This is a genomic window from Pseudomonas sp. FeS53a (assembly GCF_000931385.1).
GTDB lineage: Bacteria > Pseudomonadota > Gammaproteobacteria > Pseudomonadales > Pseudomonadaceae > Metapseudomonas > Metapseudomonas otitidis.
Map to the genome: position 1 here is coordinate 35,175 of NZ_JYFT01000022.1, position 24,830 is coordinate 60,004.

General features: G+C 67.3%; 8 protein-coding genes. 2 read left to right on the forward strand and 6 right to left on the reverse strand.

Annotation, left to right across the window (positions count from 1 at the left end):
- Position 1 precedes the first annotated feature (1 nt).
- The 5 genes from SZ55_RS07720 to SZ55_RS07740 form a co-directional block, all read right to left on the reverse strand.
- Positions 2 to 1,420 (reverse strand): hypothetical protein, encoded by a 1,419-nt coding sequence (locus tag SZ55_RS07720; RefSeq protein ID WP_044403732.1) that lies wholly within the window; start codon positions 1,418 to 1,420, stop codon positions 2 to 4.
- Positions 1,421 to 1,459: 39 nt separating this feature from the next.
- Entirely contained in the window at positions 1,460 to 1,897 is a 438-nt protein-coding gene (locus tag SZ55_RS07725; RefSeq protein WP_044403734.1) for a nucleoside deaminase, read from the reverse strand.
- Positions 1,898 to 2,012: 115 nt separating this feature from the next.
- A complete protein-coding gene (locus SZ55_RS07730; RefSeq protein ID WP_044403736.1) occupies positions 2,013 to 3,359 on the reverse strand; it encodes an HlyD family type I secretion periplasmic adaptor subunit in 1,347 nt (448 codons plus the stop codon).
- 4 nt (positions 3,360 to 3,363) lie between these two features.
- Positions 3,364 to 5,520: a type I secretion system permease/ATPase gene (locus tag SZ55_RS07735; RefSeq protein ID WP_044403738.1), complete on the reverse strand. Its 2,157-nt coding sequence runs from the start codon at positions 5,518 to 5,520 to the stop codon at positions 3,364 to 3,366.
- A 41-nt stretch (positions 5,521 to 5,561) separates the two neighbouring features.
- On the reverse strand, positions 5,562 to 6,911 hold the full coding sequence (locus SZ55_RS07740; RefSeq protein WP_044403740.1) for a TolC family outer membrane protein: 1,350 nt from the start codon (positions 6,909 to 6,911) through the stop codon (positions 5,562 to 5,564).
- A gap of 359 nt (positions 6,912 to 7,270) precedes the next feature.
- On the opposite strand from SZ55_RS07740, the gene SZ55_RS07745 reads away from it, so the two are divergent.
- Positions 7,271 to 23,176, forward strand: coding sequence for a retention module-containing protein (locus SZ55_RS07745; protein ID WP_082078165.1), 15,906 nt, complete (start codon positions 7,271 to 7,273; stop codon positions 23,174 to 23,176).
- 125 nt (positions 23,177 to 23,301) lie between these two features.
- Entirely contained in the window at positions 23,302 to 23,640 is a 339-nt protein-coding gene (locus SZ55_RS07750) for a hypothetical protein (RefSeq protein ID WP_044403742.1), read from the forward strand.
- A 33-nt stretch (positions 23,641 to 23,673) separates the two neighbouring features.
- On the opposite strand, the gene SZ55_RS07755 is transcribed toward SZ55_RS07750, so the two are convergent.
- Complete coding sequence (locus SZ55_RS07755; RefSeq protein ID WP_044403744.1) at positions 23,674 to 24,651, reverse strand: class I SAM-dependent methyltransferase; 978 nt, start codon at positions 24,649 to 24,651, stop codon at positions 23,674 to 23,676.
- Between the last annotated feature and the right edge of the window lie 179 nt (positions 24,652 to 24,830).

The following is a 24,830-nucleotide window of genomic DNA, read 5'->3' on the forward strand; positions in this document are numbered from 1 at the left end:
GCTAGTAGAGAGGCCGGCTGCCGAGGGTGAAGTCCACGGCCAGTTCACGGTCGTAGCGGGTGGCCCGCGCGTTCAGGTGCTCCCAGCTCAACGTGCCAAAGCGCAGGTAGAGCCGCCCGCCTCGGCTGTCCGCCGAGAGCAGCGCCACCTGGCCGGCCTCGCGGCTGCCGTCGGTGGCCTTCAGGTCCAGGCGGTACTGGCCCAGCAGTTGGCCGTAACGGTCGACGTGATCGAGGGAGATACCCCCCAGGTGCCAGTCGCTGAGCAGCAGGTAACTGTCACCGAGGCAGGCCACCTGGCGTATGGCGGCGTCGGGCTGGTACCACCAGCCCTGGCCCGCCAGCTCGTTGTTGTAGCCGGCGGGGCTGGGGCGCACGCTGACCGCACCACAGCCGGCCGGGCGCCCGGCGAACAGGGCCGGGTCCACCAGGGTGGCGGGCTGCAGTTCATGCAGGTTCAACGGCGTCTCCGGGTAGCCCCAGGGGAGATTGATGCGCGGCGGCGGGACCAGCACCTTCTGCAGGAAGCCGGCGGCAGGCGCATCCCGCAACTCGGGGTACCCGTCGGGCGCCTGGCCGATCACCGGCCGGCCGTCGCCGACCCAGGCCTGGCGATTGCCCAGGCGCAGGTCCTCGGCCTGATCGAGCACTTCCACATCGCTGCGCCAGGCGGCAGGCTCGGAATCCGGAATGAGGCTGATGCGCTCGATGACCACATAGCGCGAGGGCTCGCCGGCCCAGGGCACGGAGCGCCGCGCGCCCCGTGGCAGGGCCTGGTAGGTGCGGCCGTCCGCGTGCACGCTGCGATACCCGGCGGCCAGCAACGGGGCAACCGTGACCTCGGCGAAGCGAGCCGGGCCCTCCCGCAGCACGGTGATCTCCGCCGCCGGGCGGGTGGCGGAAATGACCTGGGCAGCCGGCTGGTCGCGGGTCACCCAGTACAACGGCCCACCGACGGCGATGACCACACCCAGGCCCGCCAGCAGGCGCAGGGCGAACACGTCGCCGCTCTCGCGCATGGCCAGCAGGATGCGCACCATGTAGTGCAGCCCCACCAGGGGCGGCCAGACGAGCAAGGCCGACAGCCCGGCCGGCATGACACCGGCGAGGAGGCCAATGGAGAGCGGCAGGAAGGCCAGCTCACCGGCCAGCAGCAGGCAGAAGGCGAAGAGGTTGGCCAGCCCGCCCGCCTCCTCGGGCTCGATGAACAGCGTCCACACCAGGCCGGCCATGCCCAGCCAGGCGCCGGTGGTCAGCAGCAGCCCGACGCCCGACCCGCCCGGTATCAGCAGGCACAGCAGGGCGAACGGCAGGGCCGCCAGCACCCCGAAGACATAGCAGGCACGGCGCAACGCCGGCCGGTTGCGGCGCAGGAAGGGCTCAGGGGCAGCCGCCCCGAAGGCGGGTGGTGGGTTGTGCATGGGGTCGTCCGTGAACGCGCGTGCAGGCGATCCGCTCGCCTATTCGCCGATGTCCTCGTTCCAGAGTTCGGGGCGGGCGGCGATGAAGTCTTCCATCAACCGGATGCAGGTGGCGTCCTGCAGCACCTCGACCTCGACCCCGCGTGAGCGCAGCAGCGCCTCTTCGCCGAGGAAGGTGTGGTTTTCGCCGACGATCACCTTGGGAATGCCGTAGAGCAGGATGGCGCCGCTGCACATGGAACAGGGTGACAGCGTGGTGTACAGCACGCACTCGCGGTAGACGCTGGCGCTCTGCCGGCCGGCGTTCTCGAAGGCGTCCATCTCGCCGTGGCGGATGGCGCTGCCCTCTTGCACGCGACGGTTGTGACCACGGCCGATGATGCGGCCCCGGTGCACGATCACCGAACCGATCGGGATGCCCCCTTCGGCGAGCCCCTGGCGGGCTTCGTCGATGGCGGCCTGCATGAATTCGTCCATGGGCGCTCCTGCGTACGCGGTGGAACCTGGGTTTCTCGGCCTGCGCAGCCGCAAGCCGCGCAGACCCTAGGTGACGAACGGCAGGCTGTCCACCCTCGCCTGCCCGAGCTGTGAATCAGCGCTCGCGCAATGCCTCGGCGCGGGCACGGATGATCGGCTTGAGCAGGTAGCTGAGGATGCTCTTCTTGCCGGTCATGATGTCCACCGAGGCCACCATGCCGGGGATGATCAGCAACGGCTTCTCGTCGCTGCCCAGGTGGCTCTTACGGGTGCGCAGCTTGATCAGGTAGAAGCTGTTGCCGTCCTCGTCGGTGATGGTGTCCGCGCCGATCTGCTCCAGGTCGGCCTGCAGCCCGCCATAGATGGTGTAGTCGTAGGCGGTGAACTTCACCATGGCCTTCTGTCCGGGGTGGAGGAAGGCGATGTCCTGGGGCCGGATGCGCGCCTCCACCAGCAGGGTGTCGTCCAGCGGGACGATCTCCACCAGGTCGCTGCCCGGCTGGATCACCCCGCCGATGGTGTTCACCAGCAGCTGCTTGACGATGCCCCGCACCGGCGAGGTAACCAGGGTGCGGTTGACCCGGTCCTCCAGCGCCTTGCCGGTGGCCTCGGCCTTGTTCAGGTCGGTGCGCGCCTCGTTGAGCTGGGTGAGCGCCTCGCTGCGGAAGCGCGAGCGGGTCTCGGCGACCTTCTGCTCCACCTCCTTGATGGCCGACTCGGCCCGGGGAATGGCCAGGTTGGTGGCCTCCAACTGGCCACGCACCTCCACTTCGGAACGCTTCAGGCGCAGCACCTCCACCTTGGAGATGGCCCCTTCCGCCACCAGCGGCTCGGAGATGGCGATCTCCTGGCGCAGCAGCTCCAGGCTGTTGCGGTACTGGCCCTGCTTGGAAACGAATTCGCGCTGCTCCTGCTGCTTCTGCACCAGCTGCTGCTCCAGCCCGGCCACTTCGTCCCTGAGTTGCTGCTGGCGGCTGCGGAACAGCGCCTCTTCGCTCTCGGCCTGGCCGGGGGCCTTCTGCCGCAGCTCATCGGGGATGACCAGCTCGCGACCCTCCACCTCGGCGCTCAGGCGCTCGACGCGCAGGGCCATGGCCACGCGGTCGGCCTCGGTCTCGCCAACGTTGGACTGGAAGCGCGTGGCATCCAGGCGCAGCAGCGGGTCACCTGCCTCCACCACCTGGCCTTCGTGGACGAACAGCTCGGAGATGATGCCGCCCTCGAGGTTGGAGATCTTCTGCAGCTTGGACGACGGAATCGCCTTGCCTTCGCCCCGGGTCACCTCGTCGATCTCGGCGAAATGCGCCCAGAGCCCGAGGAACAGGGTGAAGCCGATCAGCGTCCAGATGGTCAGGCGCACCACCCGGGGCGCGTCCTCCACCAGGGCCTTGCTGACCTCCGGCAAGGGTTGGTCGGCCAGGCTCTCCTGGCCCTTGAAGTAGCTCATCAGGCCTTCGCCCATCGACTTACGCGACACTGATCTGCCCCTTCTTCAGCGCTTCCATCACGGCTTCCTTCGGACCGTCGGCGATGATCTGCCCCTTGTCCACGATCACCAGGCGGTCCACCAGGGACAGCATGGAGGCGCGGTGGGTGACCAGCAACACGGTCTTGTTGGCGACCACAGCCGCCAGGCGCTGTTTCAGGCGTTCTTCGCCGGTGTTGTCCATGGAACTGGTGGGCTCGTCGAGCAGCAGGATCGGTGGATCCAGCAGCAGCGCGCGGGCCAGGGCGACGTTCTGCCGCTGGCCGCCGGAGAGGTTCTGGCCACGCTCGCCCACCTGCAGCTCGTAGCCCTGGGGGTGCAGCCGGGCGAATTCGTGCACGCCGGACAACTCGGCGGCCTGCAGCACCAGCTCGTCCTCGACGTAGCGGGCGCCGGACACCAGGTTGTCACGCAGGGTGCCGGCCAGCAGCTGGATGTCCTGGGGCACGTAGCCGATGTTGTGGCGCAGGTCGCTGACGTCCAGCTGGCGCACGTCCACGCCGTCCACCAGCAGGCTGCCGGAATCGGCCTGGTAGAGTCCGACGATCAGCTTGGCCAGGGAGCTCTTGCCCGAGCCGCTGCGGCCGACGATGCCGACCTTCTCGCCAGGGCGGATGATCAGGTTGATGGTGTTCAGCGCCGGGTTCTGCTGGTTCGGGTAGGTGAAGGACACCTGGCGGAACTCGATGGCGCCCTGCAGACCCTGGCGGGTCAGCGGCCGCTCGTCTTCGTGGCGTTCCTGGGGCAGCGCCATCATCTGGTTGACCGAGAACATGGTCAGGCGCGCCTGCTGGTAGCGGGTGATCAGGCCGGAGAGCTGGGTCATCGGGCCCAGGGCGCGGCCGTTGAGCATGTAGCAGGCGATCAGCCCGCCCATGCTGAGGTCGCCGGCGATGATCATGTAGACCCCGGCGACGATCATCACCACGCCGGCCAGCTGCTGGATCAGCAGGGTCAGGTTGAGCGAGAGGCTGGAGAGCATCTTCACCCGCAGTTCGAGGCGGCCCAGGGTGCCGATGGTCTGCTCCCAGAGGTACTGGCGCTCGCTCTCGGCGTTGTTGACCTTCACCGCGTCGAGGCCGGCCAGGGTCTCGATCAGGCTGGACTGGCGCTCGGCGGAGAGCGCCATGGTGCGGTCCATGGTCTCCACCAGGGGTTTCTGCAGCAGCCAGCCGAGGGTACCGGCGAGCACGAAGGCCACCAGTGGCACCCACACCAGGTGCCCGCCGAGGATGCCGATCACCAGCAGGATCAGCAGCGTGAACGGCAGGTCGATGACGCTGGTCATGGTCAGCGAGGCGAGGAAGTCCCGCAGCGTCTGGAACTCGTGGATGTTCTGGGCAAAGCTGCCGACCCGCGCGGGCCGGTGCTTCATGGCCATGCCGACGATGCGCTCGAACAGCGTGGCGGAAATGATCATGTCGGTCTTCTTGCCCGCCAGGTCCAGGCACAGGCCGCGCATGGTCTTGAGCAGCAGGTCGAAGACGTAGGCGCCGGAAATGCCCACGGCCAGCACCCACAGGGTGGCGGCGGCCTGGTTGGGCACCACGCGGTCGTACACGTTCATGACGAACAGCGGCGCGCCGAGGCCGATCAGGTTGATCAGCAGGCTGGCCGCCACCGCGTCGACGTAGAGCCAGCGGGAACGCTTGAGGGTGTCGCGGAACCAGTGCTTGACCCGGGGAATCAGCGTGCCGTGGTTGAGGTCGAACTTGTGCCGCGGCTGGGCGAAGAAGGCCTGGCCGGCGTAGTCCTCGGCCAGGGCCTCACGGGGGGCGCGCACCTCGCCGCCGTCGCTCTCGCTCAGCAGCAGGCGTGCATCGCCGTTGGCTTCCCAGCCCAGCAGCACGGCGCAGCGACCCTCCTTGAGGATCAGCATGGCCGGCAACGCAATGGTCGGGATCTGCTCCAGCTTGCGCTGCAGCAGGCGCCCCTGCAGGCCGGCCCGGGCGGCCGCACGGGGCAGCAGCTCGGGGGTCAGGCGCTGGCCGGGCAGCGGCAGCCCCGCCGTGAGCATGGCCCGGCTGGCCGGGCGCTGGTGCTGCAGGCAGAGGCTGAGGAGGCTGTCGAGCAGGGGGTCATCGAGCTGTCCGCGTGGATCGTTGGTGAAGGGCAATCGACTGGCTTCTTGATCCACGCTGGAACACTCTTTTCAACGGTACGGGGGTTGGGCGCTGCTCAGTTGAGGCCCGGCAGGTTCACTTCGGGCTTCAGCTCGCTCTGAACGACGCTCGCCATCGGTGCGACGACACCCTGGCTCTTGAGCAGCTCGCCCATGGTGGCTTTGATCCGGTACTGAGTAAACAGCTCCAGGTAGCGAATTTCAGCCAGGCGACGGGACGCGGTGAACAGCTCGTTCTCGCTGTCCAGCAGGTCCAGCAGGGTGCGTTCGCCGATGCTGAACTGCTTCTGGTAGGACTCGCGCACGCGGCTGCTGTAGTCCACGTACTGCTGGGCGATGGGCATCTGCTCGCGGGCGTTGGCCAGGGCGTTCCAGGACAGGCCCAGGTCTTCGTTGAGCACGCGCAGGGCGTTGTTGCGGATGTCCAGGGCCTGGTTCACCTGGTAGGACTTGGACTCCAGGTCGGCCTTGTTGCTGCCGCCGGCGAACAGGTTGTAGCGCATGCGCAGCATGGCCTGCCATTCGTTGACGTGGCCGTTCTGGCCGTCCAGGTCGTTGTCGGCGCCACGGCGCAGCTCGGCATCGAAGCGCGGGTAGAAGGTGGACTTGGCGGCGTCGTACTGCTTCTCCGCAGCGGCCACGTCGGACTCGGCCGAACGCAGGATCGGGCTGTTTTCCAGCAGGGCGCGACGGGCCTCGGCCAGGTCGGCGGGCAGCTGGCCCGGCAGGCCGGACGGCTCGGTCAGTTCGAGCGGGTCGGTGCCCACCACGCTGAAGTAGTTGGTGCGGGCATCGGCCAGGTTGGTCTGCTCGGTGATCAGGTTGTTGCGGGCCTGGGCCAGGCGCGCCTCGGCCTGGTCCTGGTCGGCCAGGCGCCCTACCCCACGGGTGCTGCGCAGGGTGATCTGGTCATAGATGCGCTGGTGGCTCTTCAGGTTCTCCTCGGCCAGGCGAACCATCTCCTGGCGCTTGATCACCTCGATGTACACCTGCGCCACGTCCAGCGCGGTGCGCTCGGAGGTGCCCAGCAGCGAGTAGGCACGGGAATTCACGGTGGCCTGCTGGCGCGCCACTTCGCTGGAGGTGGCGAAGCCGTCGAACACCATCTGCTGCAGGGTCAGGGCCGACTCGCCACGAGTCATGGTCCGCCAGTGGTCACCCTGGCCACGGGTGGTGGTGTTGTCGCTGCCTTCGCGGCCATAGCCGGCCACCACGTCCACACGCGGCAGGTAGCCGCCCTTCGCAGCCTTCAACTGATAGTCAGCCGACAGGCGGGCATTCACCCCGGCCTGGACTTCCGGGTGGTACTCGATCGCACGCTGCATGGCCTCCTGCAGGGTCTGCGCGTGCAGGGGAAAGCTGGCGACAAGGGCAAAGGGCAAGGCGGTAACAAAGCGCAGACGCATGGAAAGGCATCCTTTCATGGAAATTCGGTGGGTTTCTGTCCGGGCAAGATTCCGTCAGGGAATTGGCGTCAACCTTGCTCAAACAGCGAGCAGAAATCCGTGACCCAAGTCAGTCCTGATCCTTCTGTCAGAACTATCTTAAATAGCTGCGAATATCAAAGTGACATTACGTAGGCAATTGTTTAGGATGGCAGGCAATTGGTCAATACTTTGGCATATACCCAATAGCGAATCTGAATAAGCCAAATTACTGACGCCAGCTTTTCAACACCACCGAATCAATGAAGGAATGCAGCGCCGATCCACCTCTGGAACGACTCGGCGCCGCAAGCTGAAGCCAAACCAGGAGATTCACCCCCATGAGCACTGTCGTAGCCGTAGTGAAAAGCGTCATCGGCCAGGTCGTTGCACTCTCCGCCGAGGGTGTGCAGCGTCAGCTCTTCGAGGGGGATCGGATCTTCCAGGGTGACGAGATCGTCACTGGCGCGGCCAGCATGGTCACCATCGAGCTGCCCGATGGCCGCCTGATCGACCTGGGCCGCGACACCCGCTGGGCCAGCAATGAATTCGCCCCCCAGGCCTCCGATGACGGCGCCGCCCAGACCGCACCCAGCGCCGAAGAGCTGCAACAGGCCATCGCCGCCGGTGTCGACCCGACCCAGGCCTTCGAAGCCACCGCTGCCGGCGCCACCAGCGCCGGCGGCTCCACCAGCGGCGGTGAAGCCGGCGGTGGCCGCAGCTTCGTCCTGCTAGACCCTACCGGCGGCGTCGTTGAAGCACAGATCGGTTTCGCCACCCAGGGCCTGGCCAACGGCGCCTCCGGCACCACCGAGACCCAGGGCGCCCTGCCCAACATCGCCCCGCAGTTCACCGGCGCCGATGGCGGCCCCATCACCACCTTCAGCCTGAGCACGCCGGAAGACACCCCGATCAGCGGCACCTTCACCGCCCGCGATGCCAACGGCGACCTGATCACCTTCAGCGTCACCCAGGGCCCGGCCAACGGCACCCTGGTGTTCAACCCCAACGGCACCTGGACCTACACCCCGGCCCAGGACTACAACGGCGCCGACAGCTTCGTCGTGACCGCCACCGACGGCCGCGGCGCCTCCACCCCGCTGACCGTCAACCTGGGCATCACCCCGGTCAACGACGCACCGGTGGCCAGCGGCACCTACACCGCCGACGTCAACGACACCGCCGGCCTCGACACCTTCGCCGACATCAAGGGCCAGCTGACCGCCACCGACGTGGACGACACCCAGCTGACCTGGAGCGGCAGCGGCAAGGGCGCCTACGGCGAACTGACCGTCAATGCCGACGGCACCTACATCTACGTCGTGGACGCCAAGGCCGTGAACGGCCTGCAGGACGGCGAGAAGGCCAGCGACAGCTTCGTCGTCACCGTGCGCGACCCGTCCGGCGCCAGCGACACCCGTGTCATCACCATCAATTTCAACGGCGCCAACGACGCGCCGATCGCCACCGCCAGCAGCGCCGACGTCACCGAAGACCAGACCGTCAGCGGCACCCTGCAGGCCAGCGACGCCGACAAGGGCGCGGTGCTCAGCTACAGCCTCACCGACAAGGCCCCCGCCGGCTTCAGCCTCAACCCGCAGACCGGCGCCTGGACCCTGGACGCCGGCAACGCCGCCTACCAGTCCCTCGCCGAAGGCCAGAAGCTGACCCTCACCGTGCCCTATGAAGTGACCGACCAGTTCGGCGCCAAGAGCACCAGCACCCTGACCATCACCGTCACCGGCGTGAACGACGCCGCCGTGCTCGGCAGCGCCGACGTGCAGCTGGACGAGACCGACAGCGCCCTCACCACCGGCGGCACCCTCAGCATCACCGACATCGACAGCCCGGCCACCTTCGTCGCCCAGACCGGCACCGCCGGCAACTACGGCACCTTCAGCATCGATGCCGCCGGCAACTGGACCTACGTCGCCAATGCCGCCTACAACGAGCTGAACGTCGGCCAGAAGCTGGTGGACACCTTCCAGGTCACCAGCGCCGACGGCACCAAGACCAGCGTCACCGTCACCATCAACGGCACCAACGACGCCGCCGTGCTGAGCAGCGCCGACGTGCAGTTGGACGAAACCGACAGCGCCCTCACCGCAGGCGGCACCCTGACCATCACCGATGTCGACAGCCCGGCCACCTTCGTTGCCCAGACCGGCACCGCCGGTACCTACGGCACCTTCAGCATCGACGCCGCCGGCAACTGGAGCTACGTCGCCAACTCCGCCTACAACGAGCTGAACGTCGGCCAGAAACTGGTGGACACCTTCCAGGTCACCAGCGCCGACGGCACCAAGACCAGCGTCACCGTCACCATCAACGGCACCAACGATGCCCCGGTGGCCGTGGACGACACCGTCACCCTGGACGAGGACAGCGTCGCCACCGGCAACGTGCTGACCAACGACAGCGACGTCGACAGCACCAGCCTGAGCGTCACCGGCTTCAGCATCGCCGGGCAGAACTACCAGGCCGGCGACACCGCCTACCTGTCGGTGGGCAAACTGACCCTGCTGGCCAACGGCGAGTTCTCCTTCACTCCCAACGCCGACTACAGCGGCGTGGTACCGGCCGTCACCTACACCCTCAGCGACGGCTCCCTGAGCACCACCGGCACGCTGCAACTGGTGATCAACCCGATCAACGACGCCCCGGTCAACAGCGTCCCCGGCGCCCAGACCCTCGACGAAGACGGCAGCCAGACCTTCAGCACCGCCAACGGCAACGCCATCAGCGTCACCGACGTGGACGGCGATACCCTCACCACCACCCTCAGCGTCGGCCACGGCACCCTGACCCTGGGCAACCTCGGCAACGGCGTGACCTTCAGCGGCAACGGCACCGGCACCCTGGTGCTCTCCGGCAGCGCCCAGGCCATCAACGCCGCCCTGCAGGGCCTTAAGTACGTTCCGTCCGCCGACTACAACGGCCAGGACACCCTCAACGTCCGCACCAGCGATGGCCAGCTCACCGACAACGACAGCATCGGCCTGACCATCAACCCGGTGAACGATGCCCCCGTGGCCGGCGCCACCGACGCCGCCACCGAAGAAGACGCCGCCCCCATCAGCGGCCAGCTGGATGGCAGCGACGTCGACGGCGACACACTGACCTACACCCTCAGTGGCCCCGCCCCGGACGGCTTCCAGCTCAACCCCAACGGCACCTGGACCCTCGACCCCAGCGCCGCCGGCTACCAGAGCCTGGCCAAGGGCCAGGTCCTGACCCTGACCATTCCCTACAGCGTCAGCGACGGCAGCCTGAGTGCGAAGAGCACCCTGACCATCACCGTCACCGGCACCAACGATGCGCCGAAGATCGATGCCGCCACCGCCGCAGCCAATGAAGGCGATGGCGTCATCACCGGCCAGATGGTCGCCACCGACGTCGACAACGTTGCCCAACTGACCTTCACCACCCCCGCCACCGTCGACGGCCTGACCCTCAACAGCAACGGCAGCTGGAGCTTCGACAGCAGCCACAGCGCCTACGACAGCCTCAAGGCCGGCGAGCAGCTGGTGATCAAGGTGCCGGTCACCGTCACCGACGAATTCGGTGCCAGCAACACCGCCAACCTGGAAATCACCGTCACCGGTACCAACGACGCCCCGGTGGCCAGCGCCGTGTCCGCCAGCGGCAGCGAAGACCAGCCCGCACGCATTCAGGTCGACCTGGCCGGCAGCGACGTCGATGGCACCGTCACCGGCTTCGTCATCACCGGCCTGCCCCAGCACGGCCAGCTCTACGCCTCGGCCAACGGCGGCACCCCGCTGAAAGCCGGCGACAGCGTCACCGGCCCGGTCTATTTCGTCCCGGACAGCGACTGGAACGGCACCACCACCTTCCAGTACCAGGCCGTGGACAACAACGGCGCCACCTCCACCAACGCCACCGCCACCATCAACGTCTCCCCGGTGAACGATGCGCCCGTGGCCAGCCCCACCAGCGCCAGCGCCACCGAAGACGGCCCGACCGTGGGCGGCCAGCTCGCCGCCACCGACGTCGACGGCGACAAACTGACCTTCAGCCTCAAGGGCAACGCCCCGGCCGGCCTCAGCCTCAACCCCGACGGCACCTGGACCCTGGACCCGAGCAACGCGGCCTACCAGTCCCTGGCCGCTGGCGAGAAGCTGGTCATCCAGGTCCCGTTCACCGCCACCGACGGCCAGCTCAGCAGCGACAGCGTGCTGACCCTGACCATCACCGGCGTCAACGACGTCCCGGTGGTCACCGGTGCCATCAGCGTCGGCACCAACGAAGACGCCGCCGGCCAGGTCATCGACCTGCTGGCCAAGGCCAGCGACACCGATGCCAACGACGTGCTCAACGTCGTCAACCTGCGCGAAACCAGCGGCAACGATGCCTCCGGCGTGACCGTCAGCGGCAACACCCTGGTGCTCGACCCCAGCGCCTACAACTACCTGGCCAAGGGCGAGAAGGTCACCCTCACCTACGAATACGAGGTCAGCGACGGCCATGGCGGCCTGGTCACCACCCAGGCCACCGTGGTGATCGACGGCGTCAACGATGCCCCCGTGGTCAGCGCGGCCATCGCCACCACCACGAACGAAGACGCCGGCGCCCAGCAGGTCGACCTGCTGCAGAACGCCAGCGATGTGGACCGCAGCGACGTGCTCTCGGTGGCCAACGTCAAGCTGGTCGGCAGCGGCGACACTGCCGGCGTGACCGTCTCGGGCAACACCCTGCAGGTCAACCCCAACGCCTACAACTACCTGGCCGCCGGCGAGAAGCTGGTGCTCACCTACAGCTACGACGTGGTCGACGGCAACGGCGGCGTCACCCCCACCACCGCCACCCTGACCATCGAAGGCCGCAACGACGCGCCGGTGCTGGAAACCACCGTGCAGACCGGCAGCGTCACCGAACGCGCCGACGGCGTGCCCGGCGAGAACGCCGGCAACCTCAGCGCCACCGGCGACATCGGCTTCGAAGACGCCGACCTCAACGACAGCCACAGCGTCAGCACCCAGCTGGTCAGCGCCACCGACGGCAACGGCCAGGCCGTGGCCGCCCTGGGCAACCTCGCCGCCACCCTCAGCGATTCCGCCACCGGCGACGGCCAGGGCTCCGTGCACTGGACCTACAGCGTGCCGGCCGGCTCCCTGGACTACCTGGCTGCCGGCGAGACCCTGACCCTGGTCTACCGCGTCACCGTCACCGACGGCAGCAACGCCAGCGCCAGCCGCGACGTCACCATCACCGTCACCGGCAGCAACGACGCCCCGGTGGTCAGCGGCGCCATCACCTCGGTGACCAACGAAGATGCCCAGCCCTACAGCATCAACCTGCTGCAGAACGCCAGCGACGTCGACGCCAAGGACGTGCTCAGCGTCATCAACCTGAAGCAGATCGGCACCGGCAACGCCGCCGGCGTGACCTTCGACGCCGCCAGCAACAGCCTCAAGGTGGACCCGTCCGCCTACAACTACCTGGCCAAGGGCCAGAACCTGGTCCTGAACTACGAATACGAGGTCAGCGACGGCCACGGCGGCCTGGTCAAGACCAGCGCCAGCGTCACCATCGAAGGCCGCAACGACGCCCCCGTGGTGGACAGCAACGCCATCACCGTGGCCGAGGAAAGCGTCGGCACCCCGCTGGGCCTCAAGGCGCCCACCGATGTGGACGGCGATGCGCTCACCATCACCGTCACCGGCCTGCCCGTGGTCGGCCGCGTGACCCTGGCCGACGGCACCACCGTCAGCAATGGCCAGACCCTCACCAGCGCCCAGCTGCAGGGTCTGAAGTACAACGCCCCCGCCGACTACAAGGCCGGCGACCCGGTGGGCAACTTCACCTACAGCGTCAACGACGGCACCACCACCGTGGTCGGCAGCGTGGCGGTCAGCGTCACCCCGGTGAACGACCTGCCGGTGGTGGACAGCAAACCCCTCACCGTGGCCGAGGAAAGCGTCGGCACCCCGCTCGGCCTCAAGGCGCCCACCGATGCCGACGGCGACGTGCTCACCATCAAGGTCACCGGCCTGCCGGTGGTCGGCCAGGTCACCCTCGCCGACGGCTCCCTGGTCAGCAACGGCCAGACCCTCACCAGCGCCCAACTGCAAGGCCTGAAGTACAACGCCCCCGCCGACTACAAGGCCGGCGACCCGGTGGGCAGCTTCACCTACAGCGTCAATGACGGCACCGCCACTGTGAACGGCAGCGTCGCCATCAGCGTCACCCCGGTGAACGACCTGCCGGTGGTGGACAGCAAGCCCCTCACCGTGGCCGAGGAAAGCGTCGGCACCCCGCTGGGTCTCAAGGCCCCCACCGATGCCGACGGCGACGTGCTCACCATCAAGGTCACCGGCCTGCCGGTGGTCGGCCAGGTCACCCTCGCCGACGGCTCCCTGGTCAGCAACGGCCAGACCCTCACCAGCGCCCAGCTCCAAGGCCTGAAGTACAACGCCCCTGCCGACTACAAGGCCGGCGACCCAGTGGGCAACTTCACCTACAGCGTCAATGACGGCACCGCCACCGTGAACGGCAGCGTGACCATCAGCGTCACCCCGGTGAACGATGCGCCCGACGCCCGTGACGACGCCCCGACCCTCACCGGCCTGAAGGGCAGCTACTACGCCTACCGCGAAGGCGCCGACGGCCCGAACCTGAGCAACCTGGCGATGGTCAAGGACTTCATCGCCAAGCACGCCGCCGACGCCACCTTCACTGCCACCTCGCTGAACTACGGCAACGGCGTGAGCAGCGACCTGGGCGGCAACGGCAACCTGCAGAAATTCCTCGGCAGCGACGCCGCGACCCTGAACACCGACCCGGCCAACACCTCCGACGCCATCGTCGAGCTGAGCGGCTCGGTCAACCTGGCCGCTGGCAACTACCAGCTGCGCGTCACCGCCGACGACGGCTTCAGCATCGTCATCGATGGCAAGGTGGTGGCCGAGTACAACGCCAACCAGGGCCCGACCGCCCGTGAATTCGCCACCTTCAACGTGCCCACCAGTGGCGCCCACCAGATCCAGATCATCTATTGGGACCAGGGCGGCCAGGCCCAGCTCAAGGTGGAGATGCGCCCCGAAGGCGGCAGCTACACCGTGCTCGGCGGCAACAGCCTGAGCCACGGCCTCGACGGCCTGGTGACCGCTGAAGACACCCCGCTGACCATCGAGCCCGCCACCCTGCTGGGCAACGACACCGACGTGGACGGCGACAGCCTGACCATCATCAGCGTGCAGAACGCGGTCAACGGCACCGTGGCCCTGGTCAACGGCAAGGTGGTGTTCACCCCGGCGGCCAACTTCAACGGCACCGGCTCCTTCACCTACACCGTCAGCGACGGCAAGGGCGGCACCGACACCGCCACCGTCAAGGTGGGCGTCACCGCGGTCAACGACCTGCCGGTGGTGGACAGCCACGGCCTCACCGTCAACGAGGAAAGCGTCGGCACCCCGCTGGGCATCAAGGCGCCCACCGACGTGGACGGCGACGTGCTCACCATCAAGGTCACCGGCCTGCCGGTGGTCGGCCAGGTCACCCTCGCCGACGGCACCCTGGTCAGCAATGGCCAGACCCTCACCAGCGCCCAGCTCCAGGGCCTGAAGTACAACGCCCCCGCCGACTACAAGGCCGGCGATGCCGTGGGCAGCTTCACCTACAGCGTCAACGACGGCACCGCCACCGTGAACGGCACCATCAACCTGGCGGTCAACCCGATCAACGACCTGCCGGTGGTCAACAACGCCAACGTCAGCGTGGACGAGGACAGCACCCTCACCAGCCAGCTGAACGCCACCGATGCCGATGGCGACAGCCTGACCTACACCCTGAAGACCGGGACCAACAACGGCACCCTGGTGTTCGACACCGCCACCGGTCAGTACACCTACAAGCCCAACGCCAACTACAACGGCCCGGACTCCTTCACCGTCACCGTCAACGACGGCAAGGGCGGCGTGGTCGACGCCGTGGTGCGGATCACCGTCAACCCGGTGAACGACATCCCGACTTCCAAGCCGCTGGACCTGACCACCGTCGAAGACAATGCCGCCACCGGCAAGATCGATGCCCGCGACGTGGACGGTGACACCCTCACCTACAGCATTGCCAACGGCAACGGCCCGCAGCACGGCACCGTCACGCTCAACCCTGACGGCACCTTCTCCTACATGCCGGCCAAGGACTACAACGGCACCGACGCCTTCACCGTGACAATCAGCGACGGCCACGGCGGCGTGACCACCAGCCTGGTCAGCATCAACGTCCTGCCGTTCAACGACGCGCCGGAAACCACCGACCAGACCAAGGAAACCGACGAAGACAAGAGCGTCAGCGGCCAGATCGTCGCCACCGACGTGGACGGCGACAAGCTCAGCTACGTGATCCAGTCCGGCGTGGCTCACGGCTCGATCCTGCTCAACACCGTGACCGGTGAGTACACCTACACCCCGAACAAGGACTTCAACGGCACCGACTCCTTCACCATCCGGGTCTACGATCCGAAGGGCGGCTATGCCGACTCCGTGGTGACGGTCAAGGTCAACCCGGTCAACGATGCACCGACCTCCGGCCCGCTGTTCCTGACCACCGTCGAGGACAACGCCGCCAACGGCACGATCAATGCCCGCGACGTGGACGGTGACACCCTCACCTACACCATCGCCAACGGCAACGGCCCGCAGCACGGCACCGTCACGCTCAACCCCGACGGCACCTTCTCCTACATGCCGGCCAAGGACTACAACGGCACCGACGCCTTCACCGTCACCATCAGCGATGGCAAGGGCGGCGTAACCACCAGCCTGGTCAGCATCAACGTCCTGCCGTTCAACGACGCGCCGGAAACCACCGACCAGACCAAAGAAACTGACGAGGACAAGAGCGTCAGCGGCCAGATCGTCGCCACCGACGTGGACGGCGACAAGCTGAGCTACGTGATCCAGTCCGGCGTGGCCCACGGCTCGATCCTGCTCAACACCGCCACCGGCGAGTACACCTACACCCCGAACAAGGACTACAACGGCACCGATTCCTTCACCATCCGGGTCTACGATCCGAAGGGCGGCTATGCCGACTCCGTGGTGACGGTCAAGGTCAACCCGGTCAACGACGCACCGACCTCCGGCCCGCAGTTCCTGACCACCGATGAAGACACCCCGATCGACGGCCGCGTGACCGGCCGTGACGTGGACGGCGACACCCTCACCTACAGCATCGCCAACGGCAACGGCCCGCAGCACGGCACCGTGGTGATGAACGCCGACGGCACCTACACCTACCAGCCGGCCAAGGACTTCAACGGTACCGACACGTTCACCGTCACCATCAGCGACGGCCACGGCGGCACCACCACCAGCCTGGTCAGCGTCATCGTCAACTCGGTCAACGATGCCCCGAACGCCCCGAACAGCACCGCCAGCGTGGACGAGGACGGCACCCTGACCAGCCGCATCACCGCCACCGACGCGGAGGGCGACCCCCTTACCTACACCCTGAAGACCGGCACCACCAACGGCACCCTGGTGCTCAATCCCAACACCGGCGAGTACACCTACAAGCCCAACGGCGACTACAACGGGCCGGACAGCTTCGTGGTCACCGTCAGCGACGGCAAGGGCGGTGTCACCGACACCGTGGTCAACATCACCGTCAAGCCGATCAACGACGCCCCGACCGCTTCCCCGTCCAGCATCAGCACCGACGAGGACACCCCGGTGGACGGCCGCGTGACCGGCCGTGACATCGACGGCGACACCCTCACCTACAGCATCGCCAACGGCAACGGCCCGCAGCATGGCACCGTGGTGATGAACGCCGACGGCACCTACACCTACCAGCCGGCCAAGGACTTCAACGGCAGCGACTCCTTCACCGTCACCATCAGCGACGGCCACGGCGGCACCACCACCAGCGTGGTCAGCGTCACCGTCAAGCCGGTCAACGATGCCCCGGTGGCGCCCAACAGCACCGCCAGCGTGGACGAAGACGGCACCCTGACCAGCCGCATCCCCGCCACCGACGTGGACGGCGACCGCCTCACCTACACCGTGAAGACCGGCACCGCCAACGGCACCCTGACCCTCGACCCGAACACCGGCGAGTACACCTACAAGCCCAACGGCGACTACAACGGCCCGGATCGCTTCGTGGTCACCGTCAGCGACGGCAAGGGCGGCGTGGTCGACACCGTGGTCGACATCACCGTCAAGCCGGTAAACGATGCGCCCACCGCCGTCAACGACACCGCCACCACCCAGGAAGACACCGCCGTCACCATCGACGTACTGGCCAACGACCGCGACGTAGACGGCGACAGCCTGACCCTGACCGGCGCCAGCGCGCAGCACGGCAGCGTCAGCATCGTCGACGGCAAGCTGGTCTACACCCCCACCGGCAACTACAGCGGTGCGGACACCATCACCTACACCGTTACCGACGGTAAGGGCGGCAACAGCACCGCCACCGTCCAGGTGGGCATCCAGCCGGTGGCCGACGCCCCGAACCTGGGCACCCAGGCACCAAGCGGCACCCCCGCCGCCACCGGCCTGCTGCAACAGAGCTGGAACAACCTGGCCCTGGGCAGCGGTGGCAACGGCGCCAACCCGGCCACCCTGAAGAGCACCATCGACGCCGCCGGCACCCCCACCAGCAGCGGCAACCTGGCCGACGCCCACATCGACAGCGTCAACGCCGGCGTGGCCAACAAGCTCTCCGGCCTGATCTACCTGGAAGCAGGCCAGACCTACACCTTCAGCGGCACCGGCGACGACAGCGTGATGGTCGTGGTCGGCGGCACCACCGTGGGCAGCGCCACCTGGGGCGGCTCCACCGGCCAGTTCAGCGGCAGCTACACCGCCCAGCAGAGCGGCTACTACACCCTGGACATCTACCAGCACAACCAGAGCGGCCCGGGCACCCTGGACGTCAACGTCAAGGTCGGCAACGGCCCGGTGCAGGACCTGTCCAGCGCCAACGTGCAGCTCTACACCAAGGCCAGCGACCTGGCCGGCAACGGCCTGCACCTGTCCGACCTGCATGGCAGCGACGGCAAGGGCTACTACCAGCTCTACAACGTCAACGAGGGTGACGAGGACAGCAGCATCCCGCTGTCGCGCCTGACCGCCTCGCTGAACGACACCGACGGTTCGGAAAGCCTCTCCGTGGGCATCTCGCAGATCCCCGCAGGCGCCACCCTGACCGACGGCGTGCACAGCTTCACCGCCACCAGCGGCAGCACCACCGCCGACATCAGCGGCTGGAACCTGGGCAACCTGAGCATCACCCCGCCAGCCAACTACAACGGCACCTTCGACCTGAAGGTCACCGCCACCGCCACCGAAGGCGCCAACGGCGACAAGGCTTCCACCTCGCTGACCCTGCCGGTCACCGTGCACCCGGTGAGCGACGCCCCCACCGGCGCCGACAACACCGTGCAGACCGACGAAGGCACCCCGCGCAGCTTCAGCGCTGCCGAGTTCGGCTTCAGCGACGTGGACGCCGGCGACAGCCTCAAGGCCATCCGCATCAACAGCCTGCCGGGCAACGGCAGCCTGAGCCTGAACGGCACCGCCGTCACCGTGGGCATGCTGGTCACCGCGGCGCAGATCGCCTCGCTGGTCTACACCCCCACCGCCAGCGGCAGCAGCAGTGGCTCCTTCAGCTTCTCCGTGCAGGACCAGAGCGGCCTGTTCTCCAGCCAGCCCAACACCATGACCATTCAGGTGGCCAACCTGGATGACGCACCCGGCCTGGTCGACAGCAGCGTCACCTTCGCCGAGAACACCGCCGCCGGCAGCACCATCGCCGACCTGAGCGACCGCTTCACCGGCACCGATCAGGACCGAGACGGCGAGCCGCTGTTCTACAGCATCACCGGCGGCAACGACGCCGGCCTGTTCAGCATCAACGCCAGCACCGGGGTCATCACCCTGGCCAACGGCAAGACGCTGGACTACGAAACCGCTACCCAGCACCAGCTGCAGGTCAGCGCCACCGACGGCAAGACCGCTGCCACCGCTACCGTCACCGTGAACGTCACCAACGTGAACGACAACGGCGTGGTGATCACCGACAGCAACACCGCCACCAACCAGGTCAACGAAAACGCCGCCAACGGCACCGTGGTCGGCGTGACCGCCAAGGGCGTGGACGGCGACGTCGGCGCCACCATCACCAAGTACGAACTGGTGGACAACGCCGGCGGCCGCTTCGCCATCAACGCCACCACCGGCGTGGTCACCGTCGCCGACGGCACCAAGCTGGACTACGAGAGCGCCACCAGCCACACCATCGTGGTCAAGGCCACCAGCTCCGACGGCAGTACCAACACCCAGTCGTTCACCATCCAGGTGGGCAACGTCAACGACAACGGCGTGGTCATCACCGACAGCGACACCGCCAGCAACTTCGTCAACGAGAACGCGGCCACGGGCACCGTGGTCGGTGTGACTGCCAAGGGCGTGGATGGCGACGTCGGCGCCAACATCACCCAGTACGAGCTGACCGATAACGCGGGTGGCCGCTTCGCCATCAACGCCACCACCGGCGTCGTGACCGTCGCAGACGGCACCAAGCTGGACTTCGAGAGCGCCACCAGCCACACCATCGTGGTCAAGGCCACCAGCTCCGACGGCAGCACCAACACCCAGTCGTTCACCATCCAGGTGGGTAACGTCAACGACAACGGCGTTGTGATCACCGACAGCAACACCGCCACCAACCAGGTCAACGAGAACGCCGCCAACGGCACCGTGGTGGGCATCACGGCCAAGGGCGTGGACGGCGACGTCGGCGCCACCATCACCAAGTACGAGCTGACCGACAACGCGGGTGGTCGCTTCGCCATCAACGCCACCACCGGCGTTGTAACCGTGGCAGACGGCACCAAGCTGGACTTCGAGAGCGCCACCAGCCACACCATCGTGGTCAAGGCCACCAGCTCTGACGGCAGCACCAACACCCAGTCGTTCACCATCCAGGTGGGCAACGTCAACGACAACGGCGTGGTCATCACCGACAGCGACGCCGCCACCAACCTGGTCAATGAGAACGCCGCCAACGGCACCGTGGTCGGCGTGACCGCCAAGGGCGTGGACGGCGACGTCGGCGCCACCATCGCCCAGTACGAACTGGTGGACAACGCCGGTGGCCGCTTCGCCATCAACGCCACCACCGGCGTGGTCACCGTCGCCGACGGCACCAAGCTGGACTACGAGAGCGCCACCAGCCACACCATCGTGGTCAAGGCCACCAGCTCCGACGGCAGCACCAACACCCAGTCGTTCACCATCCAGGTGGGCAACGTCAACGACAACGGCGTGGTCATCAGCGACAGCAACACCGCCACCAACCAGGTCAACGAGAACGCCGCCAACGGCACCGTGGTGGGCATCACGGCCAAGGGCGTGGACGGCGACGTCGGCGCCACCATCACCAAGTACGAACTGGTGGACAACGCCGGTGGCCGTTTCGCCATCGACGCCACCACCGGCGTGGTGACAGTGGCCGACGGCACCAAGCTGGACTTCGAGAGCGCCACCAGCCACACCATCGTGGTCAAGGCCACCAGCTCCGACGGCAGCACCGCCAACCAGTCGTTCACCATCCAGGTGAACAACGTCAACGAGGCCCCGGTGGTGGTCGCGGGCGCCAACGTCACCGGCGTCGAAGACACCAACTACGTCTTCGCCTGGAACGACTTCAAGGTCAGCGACGTCGACGCCAACAGCACCCTGTCGATCAAGATCGAGAGCCTGCCGCTGGAGGGCAAGCTGCAGCAACTGGTGAACGGCACCTGGACCAACGTCGCCGCCAACGCCAGCGTCACCAAGTCGGTGATCGACGCCGGCGGCCTGCGCTTCGTGCCGGACAGCAACGAGTCCGGCCACGACAGCTTCGGCGGCAGCGGCGTCGGGCTGAACCAGGCCACCTACGCCACCTTCAAGTACAGCGGCAGCGACGGCGCCCTGAGCACCGCCAGCAGCACCATGAGCATCGACATCACCCCGGTGGCCGACGTGCCGACCCTGACCGTGAAGTCCGCCGCGGCCAGCACGCTGTTCACCACCACCTGGGAATCGGCGCCCAACAGCGACAGCACCTCCCAGGACGTGGCCGGGCCGACCTTCGAGAACTGGTCCCTGGTCACCACCGGCGACGTGCGCAGTGGCGGCAACAACGTCTTCGAAATCTGGGCCAACGGCGACAGCATGCAGAACCAGGCCGGCGGCTACGTCACCGTCAGGCTGCCGGGCACCAACAACGGAGACGCGCTGGAGCTCAACGACGCGGGCGGCAGTATGTCCCAGACCCTGGGCGTCACCCGAAACGTCGCCACCGAGGTCGGCAAGGTCTACGAGCTGAACCTGGACTACGCCGGTCGCTCGGGCTTCGACGCCAGCTTCACCAAGATCGCGGTCTACCTCGGCACCACCCTGGTGGGCGAGTACAGCTCCACCAGCAGCCAGTCCAGCCTGAACTGGGAGAACATCCACTTCAGCTTCACCGGCACCGGCAAGACCGAGGCCCTGACCATCAAGCTGGCCGGCACCTCCACCGACTCTGCTGGTCGCGGTGCGCTGATCGACAACATCACCCTCACCTCGTCCCAGGGCGTGGTGGCCGGTGACGGCGGCGTCAGCGGCAAGACCAGCATCGCCCTGGCCAACTACATCAGCGGTGCGCTGACCGACACCGACGGTTCCGAGAGCCTGCGCTACGACCTCTCCAACCTGCCCAGCGGGGCCAGCGTGGTGGTCGGCAACACCACCCTCACCGCGAACGCCGGCGTGGTGTCCCTGACCGCAGCCCAACTGGCCACCGCCAAGCTGCTGGTCAGCGGCTCGGTACGCGGCGAGATCGGCCTGGACATCAAGGCCGTGTCGGTAGAGCCCAACGGCACCACCGCCAGCTCCGCCAGCCAGCACCTGACGCTGAAGATCGTCGACGGTGGCGTCGGCCATGAAAGCTTCACCACCAACACCATCAACGTCGCGGACACCAGCACCTCGCTGTCCAGCGGCCTGACCGGTGAATACTGGGGCTATGCCGAAAGCGGCACCGCGCGGCCGAACCTCACCAGCCTCAAGCTGGTGGAGGACTACGTCGAGTCCCGCACTGGCAACAGCACCAGCCTGATCGGTTCCAACGACAACGCGGCCGCCGCCTCGGTCAACGCCACCTTCGTCGCCAACGTCATCGACTACGGCCTGAAGAACGGCACCACCGTGTTCAGCGACGACCTGGGCGACAACCGCACGGTGTCCAACGGCACCACCATCGGCTACGTCAACAACACCATCCAGAACAACCTGTACGACTTCCTCACGGCAGCCAGTACCGGCAACGTCTCCAACCTCAAGGCCGGCGGCGCAGGCCTGGGCGATACCTCGGACGCGATCATCCGTGCCCACGGTTTCCTCGACCTGGCCCAAGGCGGCACCTACGACATCCGCGTCACCGCGGACGACGGTTACCGCCTGCTGATCGGTGGCCAGGTGGTAGCGGAGGCTGACTACATCCAGAGCACCACCACCAAGGTGTTCAGCGGTGTCGGCCTCAGCGGCGACCTGCAGGCCCTGGAACTCCTGTACTGGGATCAAGGCGGCGCAGCGAGCCTGAAAGTTGAGTTCAAGCTCAGCGGCAGTGCCGACTCCGCCTACAAGGTGCTGGGTGCCAGCGGCAGCGGGCTGGAGATCTTCCAGGCCCCGGGCGCCGGGCAGGAACTGGTACAGACCGATACCGGCTGGGCGCTGCACACCATCGGCACCACCAACGGCACCGAGGCCAGCGACCTGATCAACGGCAGCAAGTACTCCGACATCCTCAACGGCGGCAACGGCCACGACGTGCTCTACGGCAACGCTGGCAACGACCTGCTCAATGGCGGTGACGGCAACGACCTGCTGATCGGCGGCGTGGGCAACGACACCCTCACCGGCGGTGCCGGCGCCGACATCTTCGTCTGGAAAGCCGGCGACCTCGGCAATGACGTGATCAAGGACTTCAACGCCGGCGAAGGCGACCGCATCGACCTCAGCGACCTGCTGCCCGATGCCGCCAACGCCAACAACATCCTTGACTACCTCAAGGTCGACACCGCCACCAGCACCCTGCAGGTGAGCACCAGCGGCAACGTCGCCAACGGCGCCGATGTGACCATCAAGCTCGAAGGCGTGGACCTGACCCAGTACGGGTCGACCTCCTCGCAGATCGTCAGCTCGCTGGTGGCCGGCTCCGACCCGCTGGTGAAGACCGAGCACAGCTGATGAAGCCCCTTCCCACCGCGCCAGGGCGCGGTGGGAAGGCTGCCCTGCCCGGCCATTCTTGCCTGCTTGCCAGGCCACGCGTATAGATGTGCGTCCGGCGAATCATGTCCAACCAGGGGGTACCCATGCTTTACGTGCAGCGCGACGACCAGGGCAAACTGGTGCGGGTCGAAGCGGCCGAGTTCGCCGGCCACACCGGCCAGCTCCCCGCCGACGACCAGGACGTGCTCGCCTGGTACTCCAACCAGGCCATCGAGGCCAGCCTGCTGCAGCTCAAGCAGAGCGACCACGAGATGATCCGGGTGCTGGAAGACCTGATCAGTGTGCTCATGACCAAAGGCGTCCTGCGCATCACCGACCTGCCGCCGGCCGCCCAGTCCAAGCTCCTCAGCCGGACCCAGGCGCGGGAAGCGCTGGGCGGGCTCAACCGGCTGATCAACGACGACGACGCGGGCGTGATCTGAGCGCAGTCCCGCGCACGTCCGCGTCCCTCCGGGCTAGCGCCCTGCTTCAGACTCCAGGCCGGCCTGCCCGGCCCCTTCCCACTCGAACACCAGGGCCTTGAGCCCGCCTTCCGGGTCCTCGTCGGCGAATTCCGGCGGGTTGGCCAGGCGTTCGCGGAACACCAGGCCAGGCGCTTCCTCCCCCATCGTGCGAATGATGAAGTCGGCCCCGGTGGCCGGGTCGTTCACGCAGGCCAGCACCCGGGCACCGGGGGCCAGCAGTTCCGGCACGCGACGGAGGATCTTGCGGTAGTCCCGGTCCAGCTCGAAGCTGCCGCGCTGGAACGACGGCGGATCGATGATCACCAGCCCGTAGGGCCCTTCCCGCTTCAGCCGCCCCCAGGACTTGAACAGCTCATGCCCCAGAAAGCTCACCCGCCCCAGGTCATGGCCATTGAGACGGTGGTTGTCGCGCCCACGGGCCAGTGCCGCGCGGGCCATGTCCAGGTTCACCACCGCCTCGGCGCCCCCGGCGATGGCCGCCACGGAGAAGCCGCAGGTGTAGGCGAACAGGTTCAGCACCCGGCGCCCCGCCGCCACCTCGCGCACCCAGCGGCGGCCATGGCGCATGTCGAGGAACAGGCCGATGTTCTGGTTGCGCATCAGGTCCAGCCGGTAGGCCAGGCCGTCCTCGTGCATGGTCCAGGCATCCACCGCCTCGCCCCACAGGCACTCGGTCTCGCTGCCGGGTCGGTAACGGTGCTGCAGCAGTACACTGCGAACGCTTCCAGCAGGCCAGGCAGGCGCCTCGGCCAGCGCCAGCAGCAGCGCACGCAAACCTTCCAGCGCCTCGGCCGGCGGCTCACGGAACAGCGCCACCAGCACCACGCCCTCCAGCCAGTCCACCGTGACGTGCTCCAGCCCCGGCCAGAGCCGGCCACGGCCGTGGAACAGGCGCTGGGTCTCGGCCGGCGGCTCGGCCAGGGCCGTGACGAGTCGGTGCCGGAGGATGTCGAAGGAATCGGGAGTCATGGCGATACGCGTCGGGAAAAGGGGCGGCATTCTAAACCAAGGGCCGCCTCGCTGGAGTCATCGGCGCCTTCCGCTACGCTCACAACCAAGGTTCCCCGCAGGAACCGATAAGGCCGCCCGGACCCGCAGTACCCAGGATCACGACCCGACAGCATGAATGCACCCGCCCCCTCCAAGCC

What these genes read in the sequence shown, in the direction of transcription:
- SZ55_RS07720 (WP_044403732.1), bottom strand. Translation starts at nt 1,420, where the DNA reads ATGCACAACCCACCACCCGCCTTCGGGGCGGCTGCCCCTGAGCCCTTC.
- SZ55_RS07725 (WP_044403734.1), bottom strand. Translation starts at nt 1,897, where the DNA reads ATGGACGAATTCATGCAGGCCGCCATCGACGAAGCCCGCCAGGGGCTC.
- SZ55_RS07730 (WP_044403736.1), bottom strand. Translation starts at nt 3,359, where the DNA reads ATGGGCGAAGGCCTGATGAGCTACTTCAAGGGCCAGGAGAGCCTGGCC.
- SZ55_RS07740 (WP_044403740.1), bottom strand. Translation starts at nt 6,911, where the DNA reads ATGCGTCTGCGCTTTGTTACCGCCTTGCCCTTTGCCCTTGTCGCCAGC.
- SZ55_RS07745 (WP_082078165.1), top strand. Translation starts at nt 7,271, where the DNA reads ATGAGCACTGTCGTAGCCGTAGTGAAAAGCGTCATCGGCCAGGTCGTT.
- SZ55_RS07750 (WP_044403742.1), top strand. Translation starts at nt 23,302, where the DNA reads ATGCTTTACGTGCAGCGCGACGACCAGGGCAAACTGGTGCGGGTCGAA.
- SZ55_RS07755 (WP_044403744.1), bottom strand. Translation starts at nt 24,651, where the DNA reads ATGACTCCCGATTCCTTCGACATCCTCCGGCACCGACTCGTCACGGCC.